The organism is Pseudomonas abieticivorans, from assembly GCF_023509015.1.
Lineage (GTDB): Bacteria > Pseudomonadota > Gammaproteobacteria > Pseudomonadales > Pseudomonadaceae > Aquipseudomonas > Aquipseudomonas abieticivorans.
The window spans coordinates 891,329-914,616 of sequence record NZ_CP094975.1; the positions used below are offsets into that span (position 1 = coordinate 891,329).

19 protein-coding genes are annotated in these 23,288 nt (G+C 62.5%); 8 read left to right on the forward strand and 11 right to left on the reverse strand.

The window, feature by feature from the left end:
* Positions 1-19 precede the first annotated feature (19 nt).
* The 3 genes from L9B60_RS30445 to L9B60_RS03880 all read right to left on the reverse strand — a co-directional run bounded on the left by L9B60_RS30445 (position 20) and on the right by L9B60_RS03880 (position 2,327).
* Positions 20-145: a PA1414 family protein gene (locus L9B60_RS30445; protein ID WP_283780559.1), complete on the reverse strand. Its 126-nt coding sequence runs from the start codon at positions 143-145 to the stop codon at positions 20-22.
* Positions 146-310: 165 nt separating this feature from the next.
* The gene (locus L9B60_RS03875) at positions 311-1,759 is read right to left on the reverse strand and encodes an NCS1 family nucleobase:cation symporter-1 (RefSeq protein ID WP_249676465.1); all 1,449 of its coding nucleotides are present in this window, start codon (positions 1,757-1,759) and stop codon (positions 311-313) included.
* A 172-nt stretch (positions 1,760-1,931) separates the two neighbouring features.
* Positions 1,932-2,327: a transcriptional regulator gene (locus L9B60_RS03880; RefSeq protein ID WP_249676466.1), complete on the reverse strand. Its 396-nt coding sequence runs from the start codon at positions 2,325-2,327 to the stop codon at positions 1,932-1,934.
* A gap of 135 nt (positions 2,328-2,462) precedes the next feature.
* On the opposite strand from L9B60_RS03880, the gene L9B60_RS03885 reads away from it, so the two are divergent.
* Entirely contained in the window at positions 2,463-2,738 is a 276-nt protein-coding gene (locus L9B60_RS03885) for a hypothetical protein (protein WP_249676468.1), read from the forward strand.
* Between the two features lie 46 nt (positions 2,739-2,784).
* Here the strand turns inward: L9B60_RS03885 and L9B60_RS03890 are convergent, their stop codons facing one another.
* On the reverse strand, positions 2,785-4,122 hold the full coding sequence (locus L9B60_RS03890; RefSeq protein ID WP_249676469.1) for a DEAD/DEAH box helicase: 1,338 nt from the start codon (positions 4,120-4,122) through the stop codon (positions 2,785-2,787).
* 162 nt (positions 4,123-4,284) lie between these two features.
* On the opposite strand from L9B60_RS03890, the gene L9B60_RS03895 reads away from it, so the two are divergent.
* On the forward strand, positions 4,285-5,586 hold the full coding sequence (locus tag L9B60_RS03895; RefSeq protein ID WP_249676471.1) for a mechanosensitive ion channel family protein: 1,302 nt from the start codon (positions 4,285-4,287) through the stop codon (positions 5,584-5,586).
* Positions 5,587-5,636: 50 nt separating this feature from the next.
* Here L9B60_RS03895 and L9B60_RS03900 read toward each other — a convergent pair whose 3' ends face one another.
* The 3 genes from L9B60_RS03900 to L9B60_RS03910 form a co-directional block, all read right to left on the reverse strand.
* Complete coding sequence (locus tag L9B60_RS03900) at positions 5,637-6,485, reverse strand: carboxylate/amino acid/amine transporter (protein WP_249676473.1); 849 nt, start codon at positions 6,483-6,485, stop codon at positions 5,637-5,639.
* Positions 6,486-6,661: 176 nt separating this feature from the next.
* Complete coding sequence (locus L9B60_RS03905) at positions 6,662-7,261, reverse strand: FMN-dependent NADH-azoreductase (RefSeq protein ID WP_249676476.1); 600 nt, start codon at positions 7,259-7,261, stop codon at positions 6,662-6,664.
* 139 nt (positions 7,262-7,400) lie between these two features.
* On the reverse strand, positions 7,401-7,721 hold the full coding sequence (locus L9B60_RS03910) for a 3-phosphoglycerate kinase (RefSeq protein ID WP_249676479.1): 321 nt from the start codon (positions 7,719-7,721) through the stop codon (positions 7,401-7,403).
* Positions 7,722-7,770: 49 nt separating this feature from the next.
* Here L9B60_RS03910 and L9B60_RS03915 point away from each other — a divergent pair, with 49 nt between their 5' ends.
* The 4 genes from L9B60_RS03915 (at position 7,771) to L9B60_RS03930 (ending at position 11,980) form a co-directional block, all read left to right on the forward strand.
* Complete coding sequence (locus L9B60_RS03915; RefSeq protein WP_249676481.1) at positions 7,771-8,694, forward strand: PA3225 family LysR-type transcriptional regulator; 924 nt, start codon at positions 7,771-7,773, stop codon at positions 8,692-8,694.
* A gap of 14 nt (positions 8,695-8,708) precedes the next feature.
* Positions 8,709-9,512: an alpha/beta fold hydrolase gene (locus tag L9B60_RS03920; protein WP_249676484.1), complete on the forward strand. Its 804-nt coding sequence runs from the start codon at positions 8,709-8,711 to the stop codon at positions 9,510-9,512.
* Between the two features lie 4 nt (positions 9,513-9,516).
* Positions 9,517-10,080 (forward strand): peptidylprolyl isomerase, encoded by a 564-nt coding sequence (locus L9B60_RS03925; protein ID WP_249676486.1) that lies wholly within the window; start codon positions 9,517-9,519, stop codon positions 10,078-10,080.
* Positions 10,081-10,147: 67 nt separating this feature from the next.
* Positions 10,148-11,980: an ABC transporter ATP-binding protein gene (locus L9B60_RS03930; protein WP_249676488.1), complete on the forward strand. Its 1,833-nt coding sequence runs from the start codon at positions 10,148-10,150 to the stop codon at positions 11,978-11,980.
* Between the two features lie 80 nt (positions 11,981-12,060).
* Here L9B60_RS03930 and L9B60_RS03935 read toward each other — a convergent pair whose 3' ends face one another.
* The 4 genes from L9B60_RS03935 to hrpA all read right to left on the reverse strand — a co-directional run bounded on the left by L9B60_RS03935 (position 12,061) and on the right by hrpA (position 20,102).
* On the reverse strand, positions 12,061-13,188 hold the full coding sequence (locus tag L9B60_RS03935; protein WP_249676490.1) for a GNAT family N-acetyltransferase: 1,128 nt from the start codon (positions 13,186-13,188) through the stop codon (positions 12,061-12,063).
* Positions 13,189-13,293: 105 nt separating this feature from the next.
* Entirely contained in the window at positions 13,294-14,652 is a 1,359-nt protein-coding gene (locus L9B60_RS03940) for an OprD family porin (protein WP_249676492.1), read from the reverse strand.
* A gap of 220 nt (positions 14,653-14,872) precedes the next feature.
* Positions 14,873-15,994: a beta-ketoacyl-ACP synthase III gene (locus tag L9B60_RS03945; RefSeq protein WP_249676495.1), complete on the reverse strand. Its 1,122-nt coding sequence runs from the start codon at positions 15,992-15,994 to the stop codon at positions 14,873-14,875.
* 196 nt (positions 15,995-16,190) lie between these two features.
* Complete coding sequence (gene hrpA / locus L9B60_RS03950) at positions 16,191-20,102, reverse strand: ATP-dependent RNA helicase HrpA (RefSeq protein WP_249676497.1); 3,912 nt, start codon at positions 20,100-20,102, stop codon at positions 16,191-16,193.
* Between the two features lie 387 nt (positions 20,103-20,489).
* On the opposite strand from hrpA, the gene L9B60_RS03955 reads away from it, so the two are divergent.
* Complete coding sequence (locus L9B60_RS03955) at positions 20,490-21,854, forward strand: glutamine synthetase family protein (protein ID WP_249676499.1); 1,365 nt, start codon at positions 20,490-20,492, stop codon at positions 21,852-21,854.
* A gap of 96 nt (positions 21,855-21,950) precedes the next feature.
* Positions 21,951-23,234: an NAD(P)/FAD-dependent oxidoreductase gene (locus L9B60_RS03960; protein ID WP_249676501.1), complete on the forward strand. Its 1,284-nt coding sequence runs from the start codon at positions 21,951-21,953 to the stop codon at positions 23,232-23,234.
* Positions 23,235-23,288 lie beyond the last annotated feature (54 nt).

Sequence of the window (23,288 nt, forward strand, 5' to 3'; positions counted from 1 at the left end):
GCCATTTGCCAACGTGCATTCAACGACGCGGTTGGCGCCGGCGATCTTGCTCATCCGCTGGAATCGGGATCGGTTGCAGCGGCGGCGGGATCAGACCCAAGGCAACACCCAGATCGTGGAGCCAGTTGTACAGGTTGCGGTTCATAGTGCCCCCCTTAGGGTAAACCTGAACGACGGGTTAGTTTTCCGTCGCTTCAATACGATCATAGTCCCAACCGCCCTGCTATGCATGCCCCTAACTGCGGCTTTTAGTCGCATATTTGGCAAAAAGCCGATTTGGTTCATTTCCATTCATTTCGGTGCAACGCCCTCAAACGGCCTCGAAACTGCCCAAGGCGCCCGCCGTAGAGCGCTCGCGGCGTGCCAGCAGGTAGTAAAGGCCGCCACCCAGCAGGCAACCGGTGAACCAGGCGAAATTGGCCAGTGGCAGCAGGAAAGGGACGAACGCGATGGCTACGCCGATCAGCGTGACCGGGATCAGCGCCTTCACCGCGGTGCGGTTCACGCCATTGGTGTAGAAGTAGCGCCCGCTAGGGCTGTCGTCGAACAGGGCATCGACGTCGATGCGTTGCTTTTTCACCAGGTAGAAATCGGCGATCAGGATGCCAAACAGCGGGCCAATGAACGCGGCCAGGATGTCCAGGGTGTAGTGGATCACCTGCGGGTTGTTGAACAGGTTCCACGGGGTAATGAAGATCGACGCCACGGCGGCGATCATGCCGCCGGCCCGCCAGCTGATCTTGCTGGGTGCCACGTTGGCGAAGTCGAAGGCTGGCGAAACGAAGTTGGCGACGATATTGATGCCGATGGTCGCGGTGACGAAGGCGAAGGCGCCCAACAATACGGCGACGTTGTTGTCGATGCGCGCCACGGTGGCGATCGGGTCGTGGAGCATTTCGCCAAACACCGGCAGCGTGCCGGACACAATCACCACGGTCACCAGAGAGAACGCCAGGAAGTTGACCGGCAGGCCCCAGAAGTTGCCACGCCGCACGTCCTTCATGCTGCGGCAATAGCGGCTGAAGTCACCGAAGTTCAAGGTAGGGCCCGAAAAGTACGACACCACCAGGGCAGTAGCAACCACGACCTGCGTAAACGCTTCCCAACCTGACAGCGACTTTTCAGACAGGGTGAAGCTGATGTTGCTCCAACCGGCCTTGTACACAATCCAGCCGGCCAAGGCGAACATCACCGCGTAGACCACCGGCCCCGCCCAATCGATAAAGCGCCGGATCGAATCCATGCCGGCCCAGAACACTGCGGCTTGCAACACCCACAAGGTCAAGAAGCCGAACCAGCCCAGGTACGACAGGCCGGCAAACTGGGTGTGAGCGTAGACTTCCATCGAGGGGAAAAAGCGCAGCACCACGATGATCAGTGCGCTGGACGCCAAGTAAGTTTGAATGCCGTACCAGGCCACGGCGATCAGGCCGCGAATGATCGCCGGGATGTTCGCGCCGAAAACCCCAAAGGCCATGCGGCAGATAACCGGGTAAGGCACTGCCGCCTGCTGGCTGGGCTTGGCCACCAGGTTGGCGACGAACTGCACGATGCAAATACCCAGCAGCAAAGCGATCAACACCTGCCAACTGGCCAGGCCAAGCGCGAATAGGCTGGCGGCGAACACATAGCCGCCGACGCTGTGCACGTCGCTCATCCAGAACGCGAAAATGTTGTACCAGGTCCACTTTTGCTCCAGTGGCCCCAAATCCTCGTTGTACAGGCGGGGGCTATAGCCCTTGGGCATTGGCTCGGTCATCGCTCGTCTCCATCAATGCCGGGCTCCAGGGTAGAGCGCTAGCAGTTTTGTATACGATGGATAAGGCAGAATGCGTGCCAAAACGATAGATCGCGTATTCATGGGAATTTTCAGGCGCGTAAGCGCCCGAAAGGGGTGCAGGCATGGCTAGCAGCACCCCCTATGGTGCGTGTCAGGCGATTTGCGCCTTGGACGCCAGCTCATCGAACACCGCAGGCTCCAATGGGTCGCCTTCTTGTTCGTCGAGCACCGTGCGCGGGTGATCGTTGCCAGGGATGCTGCTGTCCAGCAGGCTCAACAAACTTGAACCACGCGCGGTCAGCACGTAGTTGGACCCCGTGCCGCCCTCCTCTGAGGTCCTTGGCTCGATATAGTCATGTTTGAGTAGCAGCTTTTCATACTCACCGGCCACCGCCTTGAGGTGGTCCAGATCGCCGGGCGCTTCGCCCCGGGCGGCTACCTCGGCAGCATGCTGCTCGGCGTAGGGCCGCGGCGTGAAGCTTTTCCCGGCGCCGTTCTGCACTTCGTGAAGCAAGCGCTCCATCAAGTCCCAGTTATACTTAGTCATCCTGATTCAACCTCCAACACAGCAGTGAAAGGGCTTACCCAGTTGTGACCGGCGCCGCCGCCAGCCGTTCAGCGCTGAACTTTTGCCGCGGCGTCAGGCTCAACCGGATAACAATACGCCCGCCAGAGGTAACCCATGAGAACCCTGATCAGTATCACGGCTGCGGCCGCCCTGTTGATGGCCCTGCCCGCGTTTGCCTGCACCCCGGAAGAAGCCACGGCCAAGCGCGAACAATTGGCCCAGGAAGTGGCCAAGCTGACCCAGCAAAACCCCAAGAAGGCCAAGGAGATCAATGATCAATTGCAGGGGATGGACTTGCAGACGGCGAGCAAGGATTTGCCGGACAAATGTCAGTTGATCGACAAACGGTTGCAGGAGCTGGATGAGGCGGGGCAAAAAGCGAAGGGGTAAAACACCTGTTGTAGGCGCGGATAAATCCGCGCCTACGGGCCCAGGGTTACTCGGCGGCCGGGGCTGGCTTGCGGCGCTTGAGCGGCGCCATGCCGTCACCGCTCACCAGGGCATCGGACTTGGGCTTGTTGACCGTCTTGCGCTTGGGCGTGGTCTTGGCGGCGGTTTTCTTGTCGCCCTTCTTCACGTCGGTTTTTTTCTTCTTCACGCCCACGGCCTTGCCAGAGGCCTTGACCTTTTTCGGCCCGCCGTAGGTGCCTTTGACTTCCTTGATCACGCGGCGCTCGAAGGTCTGCTTCAGGTAGCGCTCGATGCTCGACATCAAGTTCCAGTCGCCGTGGCAGATCAGCGAGATCGCCAGGCCCTGGTTGCCAGCACGGCCGGTGCGGCCGATGCGGTGCACGTAGTCGTCGCCGCTGCGCGGCATGTCGAAGTTCACCACCAGGTCCAGGCCGTCGACGTCCAGGCCGCGGGCCGCCACATCGGTGGCCACCAGGATCTTCACGCCGCCTTGCTTCAAGCGGTCGATGGCCAGCTTGCGGTCCTTCTGGTCCTTGTCGCCGTGCAGCACGAACGCCTTGTATTCCTGAGCCACCAGGCGGCCATAGATACGGTCCGCCATGGCGCGGGTGTTGGTGAAGATGATCGCCTTCTGGTAAGTCTCGTTGGCCAGCAGCCAGTTGAGGATCTGCTCTTTGTGCACGTTGTGGTCAGCGGTGACGATCTGCTGCTTGGTGCCTTCGGCCAACTGGCTGACGTTGTTGATCAGCAGGTGTTCGGGGTTGGTCAGCACCTTGCCGATCATGTCGCGCAGGCCGGCGCCGCCGGTGGTGGCGGAGAACAGCAGGGTTTGCTGGCGATGCTTGCACTCGTCGCACAGGCGCTGCACGTCTTCGGCAAAGCCCATGTCGAGCATGCGGTCGGCTTCGTCGAGCACCATCACTTCAACGTCGCCCAGGTCCAGGTTGCCGGCGTTCAGTTGCTCCAGCAGGCGGCCCGGGGTACCGATCAGGATGTCCGGCACCTTGCGCAGCATGGCGGCCTGCACCTTGAAGTCTTCGCCGCCGGTGATCAGGCCAGACTTGATGAAGGTGAATTGCGCGAAACGCTCCACTTCCTTCAAGGTTTGCTGGGCCAGTTCACGGGTCGGCAGCAGGATGATGGCGCGGATGCTGACGCGCACCTTGGCCGGGCCGATCAGGCGATTGAGGATTGGCAGCACGAAGGCGGCGGTCTTGCCGCTGCCGGTCTGAGCGGTGACCCGCAGGTCCCGACCTTGCACAGCCAATGGAATGGCAGCGACCTGCACGGGCGTTGGCTCGACAAATTTCAGCTCGGCCACGGCTTTGAGCAGGCGTTCATGCAAGGCGAATTGGGAAAACACGGGTGTTACCTCGGCGAAGTACATAAATTCAACTGCATAGCGTAACGGTTTACGCGCCATTAGCCGAATTTCTTTACGTCTTGTTACCTAGAAATTCGCGCTTTGGCGCACTGATGCGCTCTAATTGGCGGCTACTCATTCACTGGAGGGCGGTTTTTCCGCATGGATATTCAACATTTGTGGTTACAGGTACAGGACCTGTGGGGCGCGCTGGACCAGCATCCGGTACTTAACGCAGGCCTGGGCCTGACCCTGCTGCTGGTCATCGCCCTGGTGCTGGGCCGGGTGATGCGCTTCGCCCTGCTGCACGTCAGCAAGCTGCTGGGCCGCCAACCGGCGCTGCACTGGGTCAACGACTTTCGCCACAACAAGGTGTTCAACCGCCTGGCCGAGATGACCCCCTCGCTGGTGGTGCAGTTTGGCCTGAACCTGGTGCCGGCGCTCAACAGCACCACCGCGCACTTCATCGGCAACCTGGCACTGGCCGTTACCATCCTCTTCGAAGTGCTGGCCCTGAGCGCCCTGCTCAACGCCCTGCTGGACATCTACGCACGCACCGAATACGCCCGCACCCGTTCGATCAAGGGCTACGTGCAACTGGCCAAGATGATCCTGTTCATCTTCGGCGCCATCATCATCGTCGCCACCCTGATCGACCGTTCGCCGCTGTTGCTTTTGTCTGGGCTGGGCGCCATGTCGGCGGTGATTTTGTTGGTGTACAAAGACACCCTGCTGTCGTTCGTGGCCGGCGTGCAGCTCACCAGCAACGACATGCTGCGCGTGGGCGACTGGATCGAAATGCCCCAGGTGGGCGCCGATGGCGACGTGGTGGACATCACCCTGAACACCATCAAGGTGCAGAACTTCGACAAAACCATCGTCAGCATCCCCACCTGGCGCTTGATGTCCGAGTCGTTCAAGAACTGGCGCGGCATGCAGCAATCCGGCGGAAGGCGCATCAAGCGCGCGCTGAACATCGACGCCAGCGGCATCCGCTTCCTGGATGCCGACGAAGAGGCGCACCTGAGCCAGATCCGCCTGCTGACCGACTACGTGGGCCGCAAGCAGGCCGAGCTTAAAAACTGGAACGCCGCCCAAGGCGAAGTGGCGCAACTGTCGGCCAACCGCCGGCGCATGACCAACCTGGGCACCTTCCGCGCCTACGCCCTGGCCTACCTGAAAAGCCACCCGGACATCCAGACCAATATGACCTGCATGGTCCGCCAACTGGAAACCGGCGCCCAGGGCGTGCCGCTAGAGATCTACTGCTTCACCAACACCACGGCGTGGGCCGAATACGAACGTATCCAGGGCGACATCTTCGATTACCTGCTGGCGGTGTTGCCGGAGTTTGGCTTGAGCCTGTATCAGCAGCCCAGCGGGGCGGATATGCGGGCAGGGTTGATGGGACGCAGTGCATCTCTCCCAACGCTAGGCACACCCCCTTTGTCACCTCCCGATTGAAACCGTGACAGCAAATGCATAATGGTGCTGTCAGTGAAAGCGGGCCGGGCTCACGGGCGTCCACGCCGGCTGATCCACAGCGACGCCACAATCACGGCGCCGCCCAGGGCCAAACGGCCCAGTGGCTCGCTGTGATTCCAGATCACCAGGTTGAGCACCAGCCCCACCGGCACGTGCAGGTTGTTCATCACCGCCAGGGTACCGCCTGAAACCAGGCTGGCACCCTTGTTCCACCAGTACATGCCCAGCGCCGTGGCACACAACCCCAAAAACACCAGCACGCCCCATTGCAGCGGCGCGTCGGGCAGGTGCTGTGGGTTGCCAAACGCCAGGAAGGCCGGCAAGGCGACCAGCAAGGCGCCCACGTAGAAGTAGCCAAAGCGACGGTATTGCGGCTCGTTCGTGGGGTAGCGCTGCATCAGGTGCTTGTACAGCACCTGCCCTGCGGCGTAAGTGAAGTTGGCCAGTTGCAAGAGCAAAAAGCCCATGAAGAAGTCCGGGTTGATCCGGTCGAAGCGGATCACTGCCGCGCCCGCCACGGCCACCAGCGCCGCCAGCAATGCCCAAGGGTTGAAGCGGCGGTTAAGGGCGTCTTCGATCAGGGTCACGTGGACCGGGGTCAGGATGGTGAACAGCAGCACCTCCGGTACAGTCAGCACCCGGAAGCTCAGGTACAGGCACACGTAGGTGACGCCGAACTGCAGGGCGCCGATCAACAGCATCGAGCGCAGGAAGCCTGGCTCGACCTGGCGCCAGCGGGTCAACGGGATAAACACCAGCCCCGCGATCAACACCCGCGCGAGTACGGCGAAGTAGCTGTCGACGTGACCGGCCAGGTAGACGCCGATCAGGTTGAAGGAAAATGCCTGGATCAATGTAACGATGAGTAGATAGCCCATGGGTGCCCCTTGCTTGAAGGCGTGGGACCTTAGCGGGTCTGCTCGTAATCGGCAAATCCACGACACACCTGTAGGAGCGGATTTATCCGCGAAGTAATCACCGAGCCGTCAACTGGAGGATCGCGGTGAATATTTCGCGGATAAATCCGCGCCTACGGGAACGATGAATTTAGCGCTCAGACAACCTGCGCCAAACGCGCCTTGGCCTGGTTCAAGCCCTTTTCGAAAAAGTCGCCACCCAGGTTCAAGCCCTCGGCATGGATGAACTCCACGTCGTGAATGCCGATGAACGCCAGCACCTGGCGCAGGTACGGTTCCTGGTGGTCGCTGGCGCTGCCGGCGTAGATGCCGCCGCGGGCGGTCAGCACGATGGCGCGCTTGTCGGTCAGCAGGCCTTGGGGCCCGGTGTCGGTGTATTTGAAGGTGACCCCTGCGCGCAGCACATGGTCCAGCCAGGCTTTCAAGGTGCTGGGGATAGCAAAGTTGTACATGGGCGCGGCCAGCACCAACACGTCGCTGGCGAGCAGTTCATCGGTCAACTCGTTTGAGCGGTGCAGCGCGTCGAGTTCGCCATGGCTGCGTTGTGCTTCGGGCTTCATCCAGCCACCCAACAAATCGGCGTCCAGGTGCGGCACCGGATCGCTGGCCAGGTCGCGTACGGTCAATTCATCCAGGGGGTGGGCGCCCTGCCATTGGCTGACGAACTGCTCGGTCAACTGGCGCGAAATAGAGCCCTGCTGGCGGGCGCTGCTTTCAATGATCAGTACACGGGACATCGGCTGTGGCCTCCATCGATAGGCATTCAATGGAGGCCAGCCTAGAACGACACACATTGATAAAAAAGCCGAAATTATCGGTTCAACCTATCAATTAAGTTGATTTGTAAAGCCAATGCACTAACCTGAGAACACCGCATCAAGCGCTGGGTTTGCAACTCAAGCCGATGCGCAACTTGATGATGCTGCGGGTGAATTTGGCATTAACGTCTGCGCTCGCCCGCGCCGGGACCGTCACTCGCCGGGTGCGGGGGGCTTCCGGGCCGTTCTGGAAGCGCACGGTGCACTCCACGGCGGTTTCACCGTCGTTACGCAGGTTGATCGAACCCATGTCGTAATCGGTGTCATAGGTTGTGTAAGCCACGTTTGCGCCGCCATCCATGTTTTTCTGCACATCGATCGGATAGGCAAAGGCACACAGCGGCAACGCCGCAAGCAATAACGCACAGCATCTTTTCATTCGGCGATCTCCTTATTGGACCGCCAGCTTAGGACAACAGGAGCGGTAGATGAAAGCGCCCCGCGTGACCCTTGATCAGTGGCGCACACTGCAAGCGGTGGTCGACCATGGTGGCTTTGCCCAGGCGGCCGAGGCGTTGCACCGTTCGCAGTCCTCGGTGAGCTACACCGTGGCGCGCATGCAAGACCAACTCGGCGTGCCTTTGCTGCGCATCGACGGGCGCAAGGCCGTGCTGACCGAAGCCGGTGGCGTGCTGCTGCGCCGCTCCCGGCAATTGGTCAAGAACGCCAGCCAACTGGAAGACCTGGCCCACCACATGGAGCAGGGCTGGGAAGCCGAGGTGCGGCTGGTAGTCGATGCCGCCTACCCCAATGCCCGCCTGGTGCGCGCACTCACGGCGTTCATGCCGCAGAGCCGCGGCTGCCGGGTGCGGCTGCGTGAAGAAGTGCTGTCGGGGGTCGAGGAGGTGCTGCACGACGGCATCGCGGACTTGGCCATCAGCAGCTACAGCATTCCCGGTTACCTGGGCACGGAAATGAGCGCGGTGGAATTCGTCTGCGTGGCGCACCCGCTGCACGCCCTGCATCGCCTGGCGCGCGAATTGAATTTCCAGGACCTGGAAAGCCAACTGCAAGTGGTGATCCGCGACTCGGGCCGTGAAAAGCCGCGTGACGTGGGCTGGCTGGGCGCCGAACAACGCTGGACGGTCGGCAGTTTGGCCACCGCCGCCACCTTCGTCGGCAATGGCCTGGGCTTTGCCTGGTTGCCGCGCCACCTGATCGAGCGCGAGCTGCGCGAGGGCACCCTCAAGCCATTGCCGCTGGACCAGGGCGGCAACCGCCACCCGGTGTTCTTCCTCTACTCCAACAAGGACAAGCCCCTGGGGCCGGCCACGCAGATCCTCGTCGAACTGCTGCGCACCTTCGACACCGCGCCCCTGGATGCCCCGTTCGCCGCCCCCCAACAAGCCTGACAGGACTGTCGCCCATGGCCTTTTTCGAACACGAAGGTTGCTCGCTGCACTACGAGGAATACGGCCAGGGCCAGCCCTTGCTGTTGATGCATGGCCTGGGCTCCGGTTGCCTGGACTGGGAGGAACAGATTCCGGTACTGGCGCAGCACTATCGGGTGATCGTCATGGACATCCGTGGCCACGGCCGCTCCGACAAACCGCGCGAGCGCTACAGCATCGCAGGCTTTGGCGCCGACACCGTCGCGCTGATCGAGCACTTGCGCCTGGGCCCGGTGCATTACGTGGGCCTGTCGATGGGCGGTATGATTGGCTTCCAGCTGGCGGTCGACCAGCCGGCAATGCTCAAGAGCCTGTGCATCGTCAACAGCACCCCCGAGGTCAAGCTGCGCAAACCGGCCGACTACCTGATGTGGTTCAAGCGCTGGAGCCTGATGCAACTGGTCAGCATGCAGGCCATCGGCCAGGCCTTGGGCAAGAACCTGTTTCCCAAACCCGAGCAGGCTGACCTGCGGCGCAAGGTGGCCGAGCGCTGGGCGAAAAACGACAAGCGCGCCTACAAGGCCAGTTTCGACGCCATCGTCAATTGGGGAGTAACCGAGCGCCTGGGGCGCATCACCTGCCCCACCTTGATCATCAGCGCCGACCACGACTACACCCCGGTCGCCGTGAAAGAACACTACGTCACCCTCATCCCGAACGCGCGGCTGGCGGTGATCGCCGATTCCCGGCACGCTACGCCCCTGGATCAACCGCAACACTTCAATCAGACGCTGCAGCAGTTTTTGGCCGCAGTCGAAACCACCACCAAGGATCACTGATTCCATGCTGAAAAAAATCGCCCTCGCCGCCTGCTCCGTGCTGTTTGCCAGCCAACTGATGGCCGCTGACGCCCAACACCCCCACGTGTTGCTGGACACCAGCTTCGGTAAAGTCGAAATCGAACTCGACAACGTCAAGGCACCGATCAGCACCCAGAACTTCCTGGCCTACGTGGACAGCGGTTTCTACACCAACACCATTTTCCACCGGGTAATCCCGGGCTTCATGGTGCAGGGCGGCGGCTTCAACGCGCAGATGGTCGAGAAACAAACCCGCGACCCGATCAAGAACGAAGCTGACAATGGCTTGAAAAACGTGCGCGGCACCCTGTCGATGGCGCGCACCTCGGACGTCAACTCGGCCACCAGCCAGTTCTTCATCAACGTCAACGACAACGCCTTCCTGGACCATGGCAGCCGTGACTTCGGCTACGCCGTGTTCGCCAAGGTGGTCAGCGGCATGGACGTGGTCGACCAGATCGTCAACTCGCCAACCGCCACCAAACAAGGCATGCAGAACGTGCCCGTCGACCCGGTGCTGATCAAGTCGGCCAAACGCATCGACTGATCCCCACCCGGTGCAGGGATGCCCAACCGGCCAGGACCGGTCACATCGAACAGGAGAGCTCGCCCCCATGTTGTACCGTCGTTTCGAGAAACTGATCGATATCTTCCGCGAGGCGCCCAGCGAGGCGCCGCCGACCACGGTCCTGCCGTTTTACGTGTACTACCTGCGCCAGGTCTGGCCCAGCTTCGCCGCCCTGCTGGTGGTGGGGCTGGTGGGCGCGCTGATCGAAGTGGCGCTGTTCAGCTACCTGAGCCGTATCATCGACCTGGCCCAGGGCACGCCCAACGTTCACTTTTTCAGCGAGCATGCCGGCGAACTCACCTGGATGGCCGTGGTGGCGTTGGTGTTGCGGCCGATCTTCGTGGGCCTGCATGACCTGCTGGTGCATCAGACCATCAGCCCAGGCATGACCAGCATGATCCGCTGGCAAAACCACAGCTACGTGCTCAAACAGAGCCTGAATTTCTTCCAGAGCGACTTCGCCGGGCGCATCGCCCAGCGCATCATGCAAACCGGCAACGCCCTGCGCGACTCGGCCGTGCAAGCGGTGGACGCGCTCTGGCATGTGCTGATCTATGCGATCAGCTCGTTGATTTTATTCGCCGAAGCCGACTGGCGCCTGATGATCCCGCTGATCACCTGGATCCTCGGCTACGCCCTGGCGCTGTCTTACTTTGTGCCAAGGGTGAAAGCGCGCGCGGTGGTGTCCTCCGACGCCGGCTCCAAACTGATGGGGCGCATCGTCGACGGTTACACCAACATCGCCACCCTCAAGCTGTTTGCCCACACCAACATGGAACAGCAATACGCCCGCGAGGCCATCACCGAACAGACCGAAAAAAGCCAGCTGGCGGCCCGGGTGATCACCAGCATGGACGTGGTCATCACCAGCCTCAACGGCCTGCTGATCGTCGGCACCACGGGGCTGGCCCTGTGGCTGTGGACGCAATCGCTGATCAGCGTGGGCGCCATCGCCCTGGCCACGGGCCTGGTGATCCGCATCGTCAACATGTCGGGCTGGATCATGTGGGTGGTCAACGGCATCTTCGAAAACATCGGCATGGTCCAGGACGGCCTGGAAACCATCGCCCAGCCGGTGGCCGTGACCGACCCCAAGGGCGCGCCGCGCCTGAAGGTAGACCGTGGCAACGTGAAGTTCGACAACGTCGACTTTCACTACGGCAAGGGCAGCAAGATCATCGACAGCCTGACCCTGGACATTCGCCCCGGCGAGAAGATCGGCCTGATCGGCCCGTCCGGCGCGGGCAAGTCCACCCTGGTCAACCTGCTGCTGCGCCTGTACGACCTGCAAGGCGGGCGCATCCTGATCGACGGCCAGGACATCGCCCAAGTGGCCCAGGAAAGCCTGCGCGAACAGATTGGCATGATCACCCAGGACACCTCGCTGCTGCACCGCTCGATCCGCGAAAACCTCTTGTACGGCCGCCCCGGCGCCAGCGACACGGCATTGTGGGAAGCGATCCGCAAGGCGCGTGCCGACGAGTTCATTCCATTGCTGAGCGACGCCCAGGGCCGCATGGGCCTGGAAGCCCATGTCGGCGAGCGCGGGGTCAAGCTGTCGGGTGGCCAACGCCAGCGCATCGCCATCGCCCGGGTGCTGCTCAAGAACGCGCCCATCCTGATCATGGATGAAGCCACGTCTGCACTGGACTCGGAAGTGGAAGCGGCGATTCAGGAAAGCCTGGAAACCCTGATGAAGGGCAAGACCGTGATCGCCATCGCCCACCGCCTGTCGACCATCGCCAAGATGGACCGCCTGGTGGTGCTGGAAAAAGGCCGCATCGTCGAGTTGGGCAGCCACCACGAGTTGCTGGCGCACCAAGGGCTGTATGCGCGCCTGTGGCACCACCAGACCGGCGGTTTCGTCGGCATCGACTGAACCTTGTGGGTGCACGGCTTGCCGGCGATGGCTGCCCCCTGGATCGCCATCGCCGGCAAGCCGTGTGCCCACAAGGGCCGTCACTCGGCCATTTTGTAGGGCAACGCCGCCCGGGCCTCTTCGGCGTAGGCCATCACCCCCGCCCGTTCCTCGGCCAGGAAGTCGCTCACGGCGTTCTTCAGGCCCGGGTGGGTCAGGTAATGCCACGACCGCGTGATCACCGGCTCAAAGCCCCGGATCAGCTTGTGCTCACCCTGGGCGCCGGCGTCAAAGCGTTGCAGGCCATGGGCGATGGCGTAGTCCATGCCCTGGTAGAAGCAGGTCTCGAAGTGCAGCCGGTCGAACTCTGCCAGGCAGCCCCAGTAGCGCCCATAGAAGCTGTCGCCGCCGACCAGGCTGAAGGCCATGGCCACCGGCCGCCCGGCCTGGCGCGCAAACACCACGCGAATCGCCTCGGGCATGCGCTCGGCCAGCAGGCTGAAGAACTCGCGCGTCAGGTAAGGCGCCTGGCGCCGTACCGCGTAAGTGTTGGCGTAACAGGCGTAAACGAAGTCCCAATCGGCTTCGCGCAGTTGCGCGCCCTGCTGCCACTCAAACTCGATGCCCTGCCCCGCCACCTGCTCGCGCTCTTTGCGCATCTGCTTGCGTTTGCGCGAGCTCAAGGTGTCGAGAAAATCCTGGAAGTCCCGGTAACCGCGGTTATGCCAGTGGTACTGGCAGCCCAGGCGCTCAAGCCAGCCGGGCTCTTGGGCGAGCATGGCATCGAGCGAGGCGTCGGTGAAGTTGATGTGGGCGCTGGATAACTGCTCCACCTCCAGGTAACCCGGCAGGCTGCGCAGCAGTTCAAGCCCATCACCGGGCTCACGCGCCAACAGCCTTGGGCCACTGACCGGGCTGAACGGTACGGCGGTCAGCAGTTTGGGGTAGTACTCGATACCCGCGCGGCGGCAGGCATCGGCCCAGGCGTGGTCGAACACGTATTCGCCATAGGAATGCCATTTGCGGTAGCTGGGCATGGCCGCGACGATGCGGCCGTCCTCCCGGTGCACCAAGTGCTCGGGCCGCCAGCCGGAATGCTTGCCCAGGCTGGCGCTGGCCTCCAGGGCGCTGAGAAAGCCGTGACGCAAAAAGGGTTGCGCGCTGGGCACCAGGGCATCCCACTGCGCCGCATCGATGGAGTCCAGGCTATGAAGCACGTGTAGCGGCATGTGATAGACCTCTTTACAGAGCGCTAGCATGCCACAAAAAAAAAGCCCCGCACGAGGCGGGGCGAATGCTTTAACGGATGGGGTCAAAGGATGACGCGGTCATGCTTACAACAGTGGGATCGAGTAGCTCAGGATCAGACGGTTTTCGTCCTGGTCGCGCTGGCCCGGGATGTTGTCGCGCCACATGCCGTTTTTCCAGGTTACGCCCAGGCCCTTGAGGGTGCCTTCGGGTACCACGTAGGCCAGGGTGATGTCGCGTTCCCACTCGTTGCGGTTGTTGCCGGCCACGGTGCCGTTGGTGGCCACGGTGTCGATGTTGCTGCCGCTCAGGTAGGTGATACCGGCGGTCGCGCCAGGGAAGCCGATGGCAGCGAAGTCATAGGCGTAGCGGGCCTGCCAGGTTTTCTCGCCGGCACGGCCGAACTTCTGGATCTGGGCGTCGGTGATGGTGTAGTTCGACGAACCGTTGCCCTGGTTCAACCACGGGAAGTCGCTGTCGCCGTTGCTCACCTGGTAGCCACCACCAAAGGTGTGGCCGGCCACGGTGTACAGGAACAAGGCGCTGTACAGGTTGTTGTCGACCTTGCCCTTGCCGCTGGCCTGGCCCAGGTAGTTGCCCGAGCTGTAGTACAGCGGATCGTTGCTGTTCTTGCCATCGTCCTTGCTGTTGAAGTAACGAAAGTCGGACTTCAACACACCCGGGCCGATGGACCAGTTGTGCACCAGGCCCAGGAAGTTCTGTTTGTAGAAGTCATCCAGGTTGCCGTAGTAGTACTGGAACAGCAGGTCCTTGGTGATCTTGTAGTCGCCACCGGCATAGTAGAACTTGTTGCTGCGCCCGCCGATGTTGCTGTTGCCGCTGCCGTTGGCACCGCCAATGGACAAGTCTTCGTTGTTGCTGGAGTTACGGTCCTTGACCTTCTCGATCTGGCCGGCGATCAGGCTCAGGTCTTTGATCTCGTTGGAGGTGACCTGGCCACCCTGGAAGGTTTGCGGCACCAGACGGCTGTCGTTGTACATGATCACCGGCAGCTTGGGCAGCAAGGTGCCCAGTTTCAGCTCGGTCTTGGAGATCTTCGCCTTGGCGGTCAGGCCCAGGCTGGCAAAGTCGTCGGCGGCGTGGTCACCATCGCTTGGGAACACGTTGCCACCGTCCAGCAGGCCGGTCGGGTTGCCGTGGCGGCCTGCACCGGAGTCAAGCTTGATGCCCAGAAGGCCAATGGCGTCTACGCCAAAGCCCACGGTGCCGGCGGTGTAGCCGGACTGGAAGTCCAACTGAAAGCCCTGGCCCCACTCGGACTGGTAGTTGGCGTTCTTGGCGGTGGCCGAGTCGCGGTTGTCGTTGTTGATGTAAAAGTTGCGCAGCTTCAGCGTGGCCTTGCTGTCTTCAATGAAGCCCTCTGCCATTGCAGATTGAGCCAAAACCCCCGTGGCCATCGCCAAGGCCAAAGTGGACTTTTTCATGATTCGCTCCTCTGGGTACTACTTTTAATGTTTTTTTGGCCGCGCGCCCCCTGCGTCCATGCCGGGGTGACGGGCTTTGTTGGGAGGCGATCTTGAAGAGCGGATATTTCAGCGCCGCTGCTGAAACATTAAGATTTAGTTACAAAGGAACTTTCTGGAAACAAACCCACTTGCTGGGTTGAGGTGGCGCGCCCTGGCCAGCCAGCCAGGGCTTATTCACTTAACGCTTACGCAAAATCACACTGCCGATCGAATACCCTGCGCCAAAGGAGCTGAGCACGCCCAGCGCACCTTTGGGCAGGTCGTCCTGGTAGGTGTGGAAGGCAATCACCGAGCCTGCCGAACTGGTGTTGGCGTAGGTGTCCAGGATCACCGGCGCCTCCTGCACGCTGGCTTCACGGCCCAGCAGCTTCCTGACGATCAGGTGGTTCATGCTCAGGTTGGCCTGGTGCAGCCAGAAGCGCTTCACGTCACTGACCTGGATGTCGTTTTCGGCCAAGTGCGCGCCAATCAGTTCGGCCACCATCGGGCACACTTCGCGGAACACCTTGCGGCCTTCCTGCACGAACAGTTTGTCGGGTTGGCCAATGCCCTCTTCGGCGGCGCGGTTGAGGAAGCCAAAGTTGTTGCGGATGTTGTTGGAAAACTGCGTCAGCAGTTTGGTGCTGACCACATCGAACTGGTGTTTGGAGGTGGCCAGGTCTGCACGCTCGACCACAACCGCGGTGCAGGCGTCACCGAAAATGAAATGGCTGTCGCGATCACGGAAGTTCAAATGGCCGGTGCAAATCTCCGGGTCCACCACCAACACCGCGCGGGCCTGGCCCAGTTGCACGCTGTTGCACGCGGTCTGGATGCCGAAAGTGGCCGAGGAGCACGCCACGTTCATGTCAAACCCAAAACCCTGGATGCCCAGCGCCTGCTGCACTTCGACCGCCAGGGCCGGGTAGGCACGCGGTAGGTTGGAGCAGGCGACGATCACCGCGTCGATGTCGGCGGCGGTTTTGCCGGCACGCTCCAGCGCCTGCTTGGCAGCGGCCACGGCCATCTCGCAAAGGATCGACGGCTCGTCGTTGCTGCGCTCCGGCAGGCGCGGCTTCATGCGCTGCGGGTCGAGGATGCCGGCCTTGTCCATGACGAAACGGCTCTTGATGCCCGAGGCTTTTTCGATGAAGGCGGCGCTGGATTCGGTTGCAGCCTGGAGCTCGCCGCGCTCGATGGCCTCGGCGTTCTCGGCGTTGAACTGCTGGGCCCAGGTGTTATAGGACTGCACCAGCTCTTCGTTGGAGATGCTGTTGGCCGGGGTATACAGGCCCGTGCCGCTGATCACGACGTTATGCACGGTCGCTCCTCTCTATTATTTGGGGCCGCTACGTGGGCGGCGGCCGCATGACTGCACTGCGACATGGCACATTCGTACCATATTGCATACAAAGCTACCCGGCCAAAGGGGGCAGGCAGCCCCCGGGTCACGGGTTATTTATCGGCGAAGTGTGCCATATTTACCGGGGTTTCGCCCCTTTTACCCCAACCACCGATCAGCCTTCCACCTGGCTCCACTGCTTGCCCAGGCGCTTGTCGGAAATCGGCAGCTTGGTGCCCAACTGCTGGGCGAACAGCGATACCCGGTACTCCTCGATCAACCAGCGGTACAGTTCCAGCTCCGGGTCGCGCTTGCCTTCTTGGCCATGCTTGCTGGCGCGAGCCTGGTACTGCGCCCACAAGCCGGCCAACTCCTGGCTCCACACACGGTCTTTCTGCACCTGGCTTGCGAGTTTTTCCAGGCGCAGTTCGATGGCCTTGAGGTAGCGCGGTAACTCCTTGAACCACAGTGCCGGGGTTTGGCGCACGAAGCCTGGGTACACCAGGTTGCCCAGCTGTTGCTTGATGTCGTTGAGCGCCACGGCCTGGGCCAGGTCGATCTTGCCCTTGAAGCGCTTTTGCAGGCCGTGCCATAGCTTGAGGATATCCAGGGTCTGGCGCGCCAGGCGTTCGGCGTGCTCGGCCCAGGCACCGCGCTTGCGCTCGGCCAGGGACAGCAGGCCTGCGCCATCGCGGGGCAGGCTCGCTTCGCCTTCCAGGATGCAGCTGTCCAGGCTGGCCAACAGGATGTCTTCCACCAACGCGTCGACCCGGCCCAGCTCGCGGTACATCAACCCCAGTTCGGTCAGGCCCGGCAACTTGCCGCGCAGGAACTTGGCCGGTTCCGCCAATTGTTGCAACAACAGGCGCTGCAGGGCACGGCGGTGCTGGAATTGGGCCTCGGCGGCGGTCGAGAAGCGCCCTTCCTTGACCGTGCCGTTGTCTTCCACCAACGCCGGGTAGACCGTCATCGACAGCCCGGCGATGTTCTGCTGAGCCTTCTGGGCCACCGCGGCAAACACCTTGGCCTCTACCGGTTGCTGGCTTTTCGCCGACTGCGGTGCTGCCAAAGCGGCCTGGCTGGCTTGGGCAAAGCGCGCTGTCAGCTCGGCCAGGTCGCGGCCCTCGCCAAGGAACTTGCCCTGGCCGTCGAGCACTTCGATGTTCATGCGCAAATGGCTGTCGACCTGCTGCTCGGCCTCTTGCCAGGCTTCGTCGCTGACCCGTGCACCGGTCATGCGCAACAGTTCACGGCCCAGCGCCTGAGGCAGCGAGCCTTCGCCAAAGGTGATGCGTTGCAGGGCCGCCTTGATGAAGTCCGGCACCGGCACGAAGTTCTTGCGGATGACCTTGGGCAGGTTGCGCACCAGGGCAATGCACTTGGCCTCGATCAGCCCCGGCACCAGCCACTCCAGGCGTTCGTTGGGCAACGACGGCAACAACGGCGCCGGTACCCGCAAGGTCACGCCATCGCGCGGGTGGTTAGGCTCGAAGTGGTAGCTCAGCGCAAGCGTAAGGTCGCCCAGGCGCAGGGTGTCGGGGTACTGCGCGGCGGTCACTTCGCTGGCTTCGCGGGCCAGCACGTCCTCTTCGCGCATGATCAACAGTTGCGCGTTCTTCTGGCTCTCGCTCTTGTACCAGCTGTCGAAGGTGGCCGTCTGGTGGATCTCGGCCGGCAGGCGCGCTTCGTAGTAGGCGTACAGGGTTTCTTCGTCGGCCAGGATGTCGCGTCGGCGGGCCTTGGCTTCCAGTTCGTCGAGCTGTTCGAGCAACTGCCGATTGGCCGTAAGGCACTTGGCCCGCGACTGGATCTCACCGCGCACCAGGCCTTCGCGGATAAACATCTCGCGCGACACCACCGGGTCGATCGGCCCGTAATGCACCGGGCGGCGACCCACCACGATCAAGCCGAACAGGGTGATCTGCTCGAACGCCACCACCTGGCCGCGCTTCTTCTCCCAGTGCGGTTCGAAGTGGTTTTTCTTGATCAGGTGCCCGGCCAGTGGCTCGATCCAGTCGGCGTCGATCTTGGCCACCATGCGCGCGTACAGCTTGGTGGTCTCCATCAGTTCAGCGGTCATCAGCCACTGTGGGCGCTTCTTGCCGATGCCGGACGAGGGGTGAATCCAGAAGCGCCGTTGCCGTGCGCCCAGGTAGTCGCCCTCTTCGGTTTTCTGGCCGATCTGGCTCAACAGGCCGGAAAGGATCGCCTTGTGGAACTTGGGAAAGTCGGCCGGCTCCTTGTTGACCGTCAACTGCAGGTCGCGGCAGATCAGGCTCAACTGCCGGTGGGCGTCGCGCCACTCGCGCAGGCGCAGGTAGTTGAGGAAGTTTTTGCGGCACCAGTTGCGCAGCGGGCTGGCGGTCAGGGCCTGGCGCTGCTCTTCAAAGCCACGCCACAGGTTGACCAGCGCGGCGAAGTCCGAATCGGCGTCCTTCCACTGGGCGTGGGCCTGGTCGGCGGCCTGCTGGCGCTCGGGCGGGCGCTCGCGCACATCCTGCACCGACAGCGCACTGGCGACGATCAGCACTTCTTGCAGGCTGCCTTGCGTGGCGGCCTCAAGCAGCATACGGCCCATGCGCGGGTCCACCGGCAGGCGCGCCAACTGGCGGCCCAACGGCGTGAGCTGGTTTTCGCGGTTGACCGCCGACAGCTCCTGCAGCAGGTTGAAGCCGTCGGTAATGGCCTTGCCATCCGGCGGCTCGATAAACGGGAACTGGTCGATCTCGCCCAGGCGCAGGTGCAGCATCTGCAAAATAACGGCCGCAAGGTTGGTGCGCAGGATCTCTGGGTCGGTGAATTCCGGCCGGCCGTTGAAATCTTCTTCACTGTACAAGCGGATGCAGATACCAGGTTCAACCCGGCCACAACGGCCCTTGCGCTGGTTGGCGCTGGCCTGGGACACCGCCTCGATGGGCAGGCGCTGCACCTTGGCGCGGTAGCTGTAGCGGCTGATGCGCGCGGTGCCGCTGTCGATCACGTAACGGATGCCCGGCACGGTGAGCGAGGTTTCGGCAACGTTGGTGGCCAATACCACGCGGCGGCCAGGGTGGCTCTGGAAGATCTTTTGCTGCTCGGCCGGTGACAGGCGAGCGTACAGCGGCAAAATCTCGGTGTGCCTGAGCTGGGCCTTGCGCAGCATCTCGGCGGCGTCGCGGATCTCCCGCTCGCCCGGCAAAAACACCAGCACGTCGCCCGGGCGCTTGCCTTCGCTGCGTTCGAACACGGCGATTTCATCCAGGGTGGCGATGATCGCCTGGTCGACGCTCAGGTCTTCCTCGACGGCATTGCCCTCCTCGTCCTGCTCGCTGGTGAGCGGGCGGTACCAGGTATCGACCGGGTAGGTGCGGCCCGACACCTCGATGATCGGCGCATCGTTGAAGTGCTTGGAAAAGCGCTCCAGGTCGATGGTGGCCGAGGTGATGATCACCTTCAGGTCCGGACGCCGTGGCAGCAGGGTTTTCAGGTAGCCCAGCAAGAAGTCGATGTTCAGGCTGCGTTCGTGGGCTTCATCGACGATGATGGTGTCGTAGCGTTCCAGAAAGCGGTCGTGCTGGGTTTCGGCCAGCAAAATGCCGTCGGTCATCAGCTTGACCAGGGTGTTGGCGTCGCTCTGGTCCTCAAACCGCACCTGGTAGCCGACCAGCGCGCCCAGGGGCGTGCCCAATTCCTCGGCCACCCGCGTGGCCACGCTGCGCGCCGCGATCCGCCGTGGCTGGGTGTGGGCGATCTGGCCATGCTGGCCACGCCCCAGTTCCAGGCAGATCTTGGGCAACTGGGTGGTTTTGCCCGATCCGGTTTCGCCGGCGATGATCAACACTTGGTGCTCGGCGAGGATCTTCTTGATCTCGTCGCGCTTGGCCGCGATCGGCAGGCTGTCGTCGTAGCGAATCACCGGCACGCTGGCCCGCCGCGCCGCCACCTGGTCGAACGAGGCCTGCACCTTGGCCGCCCACTGCGCCAGCCTGGCCTCGTCGGGTTTCTTGCGCAGGTCGTGCAATTGGCGGCGCAAGCGGTGGCGCTCGCTGATCATCGCCTGGTCGAGGTTCTTGAGCAGTTGGTCGATAGCGGGAGTCTGGTCGGTCATCAGGTACGCAATGGCTACACGGCAAAATTTATGGCGGCAATTGTCGCATAAACCTGTGGGCGCCGCCCTTGTGGGAGCATGGCTTGCCAGCGATGGCGTACTTGAGGGCATCATCGCTGGCAAAGCCAGGCTCCCACACCACCGGGAGATTGTTTAGCGGTTAGCGATGTAAACATACAGCAATGCCAATTTAATCAACCAAAGCGCCGTGCAACCATCCGTCACCATGATGCCACCCGCGCTTGCTCCCGCCATCAATCTCATCCTGGCCTTCTGGGCCCTGTGGCACTGCCGCCACGCCCGCCCGCCGGACGCCCTGCTCGCTGCCTGACTGAAACCTCTATTTCATTCAAACCGTGCGCCCCACAAGGCGCCTGCGAGAGCCTCATGACATTTGCCCCTTTGCAACAGGCCCAGGATTTTTTGGCGGCCAACCCCGATATCGAGATGTTCGAGCTGTTTATCCTCGACGCCAACGGCGTGCCGCGCGGCAAGTTGCTGCACCGCGATGAACTGCTGGCCGTGTACGAAAGTGGCCGGCCCCTGCCCAGCACCATCCTCGGCCTGACCCTGCAAGGTGACGACGTGGAAAATTCAGGACTGGTGTGGGATGTGGGCGACATTGACTGCCGCGCCTACCCCTTGGCGGGCAGCCTGACCCGCATGCCCTGGCGGCTGATCCCCACCGCTGCCGTGCAAGTCAGCATGCACCCGCAAGAAGGCCTGCCGGCCACCGTCGCCGACCCGCGCCACGTGCTGGTACAGGTGATCGAGGCGCTGAAAATCGACGGTTATCACCCGGTGATGGCCTGCGAGCTGGAGTTTTACTTGCTGGACCAGCAGCGCGACGCCAACGGCCACCCGCAACCGGCCCTGGACAGCGATGGCCAGCGCCCACGCGCTACCCAGGTGTACGGCTTGCGCGAACTGGAGCAGATCGAGCCGTTTTTGGCCGACCTGTATGCTGCCTGCAAGGCCCAGGGCATTCCGGCGCGCACGGCGATTTCCGAGTACGCCCCAGGCCAGGTGGAAATCACCCTGGAGCATGGGGATGCGCTGTTGGCCATGGACCAGGCCGTGCGCTACAAACGCCTGGTCAAAGGCGTGGCGCACCAGCACGGCATGCAGGCCTGTTTCATGGCCAAGCCATTTGACCACTTGGCCGGCACCGGCATGCACATGCACGTCAGCCTGGCCGATGGCCAGGGGCGCAACCTGTACGCCAGCGAAGACAAGGCCGGCACCCCGTTGCTGCGCCAATCGGTAGGCGGCATGCTCGCGCACCTGCTCGACAGCCTGCTGCTGTTTTGCCCCAACGCCAACTCCTACCGGCGCTTCCAGGCCAACAGCTATGCCCCGCTGGCGCCGACCTGGGGCGTGGACAACCGCACCGTGAGCCTGCGCGTGCCCGGCGGGCCGGCCAACACCCGGCACATCGAGCACCGTATCTGCGGCGCCGATGCCAACCCCTACCTTGCGGCAGCCGCGATATTGGCGGCAATTCATCACGGCATCCGCAACGCCATCGACCCGGGCGAGCCGGTGCAAGGCAACGGCTACGCCCAGGCCACGACCTTGCTGCCCACCGATTGGCTGACCTCGCTCAAGGCACTGGAGCAGTCAACCTGGGCCCGCGAGGCGCTTGGCGAAGGTTTCATGCGCGTGTACCTGGCGGTCAAGCGCGAAGAGTATCGGCAGTTCATGAGCGAGGTGGGGGAGCAGGATTGGCGCTGGTATCTCACACAGGCGTGAGACCGCGTTGCCCTGTTCGCGGATGCTCCTACAGGCCCCCGTCGCCTCTAGGAGCATCCGTGAAGCCAACACCGCCCAACATTTCGGATACCCATAATGAACCCACGCTCTAATTCCTATTACACCGCCACCCTCAACCAGGAAAGTGACTACCCCACCCTGCAAGGCCAGGTCAGCGTCGACGTGGTGATCATCGGCGGTGGCTTCACCGGCGTGGCCACGGCGGTGGAACTGGCCGAACGCGGCCTGAAAGTCGCCATTGTCGAAGCCAACAAGATCGGCTGGGGCGCCAGCGGGCGCAACGGCGGCCAGGTCACTGGCAGCCTGTCGGGCGACGAGGCCATGCGCGGGCAGATGCGCAAGCGCCTGGGCGATGAAGTGGACGATTTTATCTGGCACCTGCGCTGGCGCGGCCACCAGATCATCGAAAACCGCGTGGCCAAATACAACATTGCCTGCGACCTGAAGCAGGGTCACCTGCACGCCGCCATGAAGCCTGCACACATGACCGAGCTGCGCGCCGCCCACGACGAAGCCGTGCGCCGTGGCATGGGCGACCAAGTCACCCTGCTCGACCAGGCCGACATGCGCCAGCACCTGGACAGCCCGCTGTACCTGGGCGCGCTGAAAAACACCCGCAACCTGCACCTGCACCCGCTCAACCTGTGCCTGGGCGAGGCCCGTGCGGCGGCAAGCCTGGGCGCACTGATCTACGAGAACACCGAGGTGCTGGAAATCGTCCACGGCGCCCGCCCGGCGGTGGTCACAGCCTTGGGCCGGATCGACGCCAAGCAGGTGATGCTGGCTGGCGACGTGTACCACAAGCTCGAACCCAAGCAGCTCAAGGGCAAGATCTTCCCGGCCATGGGCGGCATCGTCACCACCGCACCGCTGGGCGACCTGGCGCGCGAACTCAACCCCCAGGACCTGGCGGTGTACGACTGCCGCTTCGTGTTGGACTACTACCGAATGACCGCCGATGGGCGCCTGCTGTTCGGCGGCGGCGCCAACTACAGCGGCAAGGACTCACGGGACATCGCCGGCGAGTTGCTGCCCTGCATCGAGCGCACGTTCCCGCGGCTCAAGGGCGTCAACATCGACTTCCAGTGGAGTTGCGCCATGGGCATCGTGGTCAACCGCATCCCGCAACTGGGCAAGCTGTCGGACAACGTCTGGTACTGCCAGGGCTATTCGGGGCATGGCATCGCCACCAGCCACATCATGGGCCAGATCATGGCCGAGGCCCTGACGGGCACGCTGGAGAGTTTCGATACCTTTGCCGGCTGCAGCCACATCAAGGTGCCGATGGGCGATGTGTTTGGCAACCCGATGCTGGCGGTGGGGATGTGGTATTACGGGCTGCTGGAGAAGCTTAGATAGCTGCAAGCCATAAGCTGCAAGAGAGTCTGGCGTCGTACTCACTTGCAGCTCAAG

What these genes read in the sequence shown, in the direction of transcription:
- L9B60_RS30445 (WP_283780559.1), bottom strand. Translation starts at nt 145, where the DNA reads ATGAACCGCAACCTGTACAACTGGCTCCACGATCTGGGTGTTGCCTTG.
- L9B60_RS03875 (WP_249676465.1), bottom strand. Translation starts at nt 1,759, where the DNA reads ATGACCGAGCCAATGCCCAAGGGCTATAGCCCCCGCCTGTACAACGAG.
- L9B60_RS03880 (WP_249676466.1), bottom strand. Translation starts at nt 2,327, where the DNA reads ATGACTAAGTATAACTGGGACTTGATGGAGCGCTTGCTTCACGAAGTG.
- L9B60_RS03885 (WP_249676468.1), top strand. Translation starts at nt 2,463, where the DNA reads ATGAGAACCCTGATCAGTATCACGGCTGCGGCCGCCCTGTTGATGGCC.
- L9B60_RS03895 (WP_249676471.1), top strand. Translation starts at nt 4,285, where the DNA reads ATGGATATTCAACATTTGTGGTTACAGGTACAGGACCTGTGGGGCGCG.
- L9B60_RS03900 (WP_249676473.1), bottom strand. Translation starts at nt 6,485, where the DNA reads ATGGGCTATCTACTCATCGTTACATTGATCCAGGCATTTTCCTTCAAC.
- L9B60_RS03905 (WP_249676476.1), bottom strand. Translation starts at nt 7,261, where the DNA reads ATGTCCCGTGTACTGATCATTGAAAGCAGCGCCCGCCAGCAGGGCTCT.
- L9B60_RS03910 (WP_249676479.1), bottom strand. Translation starts at nt 7,721, where the DNA reads ATGAAAAGATGCTGTGCGTTATTGCTTGCGGCGTTGCCGCTGTGTGCC.
- L9B60_RS03915 (WP_249676481.1), top strand. Translation starts at nt 7,771, where the DNA reads ATGAAAGCGCCCCGCGTGACCCTTGATCAGTGGCGCACACTGCAAGCG.
- L9B60_RS03920 (WP_249676484.1), top strand. Translation starts at nt 8,709, where the DNA reads ATGGCCTTTTTCGAACACGAAGGTTGCTCGCTGCACTACGAGGAATAC.
- L9B60_RS03925 (WP_249676486.1), top strand. Translation starts at nt 9,517, where the DNA reads ATGCTGAAAAAAATCGCCCTCGCCGCCTGCTCCGTGCTGTTTGCCAGC.
- L9B60_RS03930 (WP_249676488.1), top strand. Translation starts at nt 10,148, where the DNA reads ATGTTGTACCGTCGTTTCGAGAAACTGATCGATATCTTCCGCGAGGCG.
- L9B60_RS03935 (WP_249676490.1), bottom strand. Translation starts at nt 13,188, where the DNA reads ATGCCGCTACACGTGCTTCATAGCCTGGACTCCATCGATGCGGCGCAG.
- L9B60_RS03940 (WP_249676492.1), bottom strand. Translation starts at nt 14,652, where the DNA reads ATGAAAAAGTCCACTTTGGCCTTGGCGATGGCCACGGGGGTTTTGGCT.
- hrpA (WP_249676497.1), bottom strand. Translation starts at nt 20,102, where the DNA reads ATGACCGACCAGACTCCCGCTATCGACCAACTGCTCAAGAACCTCGAC.
- L9B60_RS03955 (WP_249676499.1), top strand. Translation starts at nt 20,490, where the DNA reads ATGACATTTGCCCCTTTGCAACAGGCCCAGGATTTTTTGGCGGCCAAC.
- L9B60_RS03960 (WP_249676501.1), top strand. Translation starts at nt 21,951, where the DNA reads ATGAACCCACGCTCTAATTCCTATTACACCGCCACCCTCAACCAGGAA.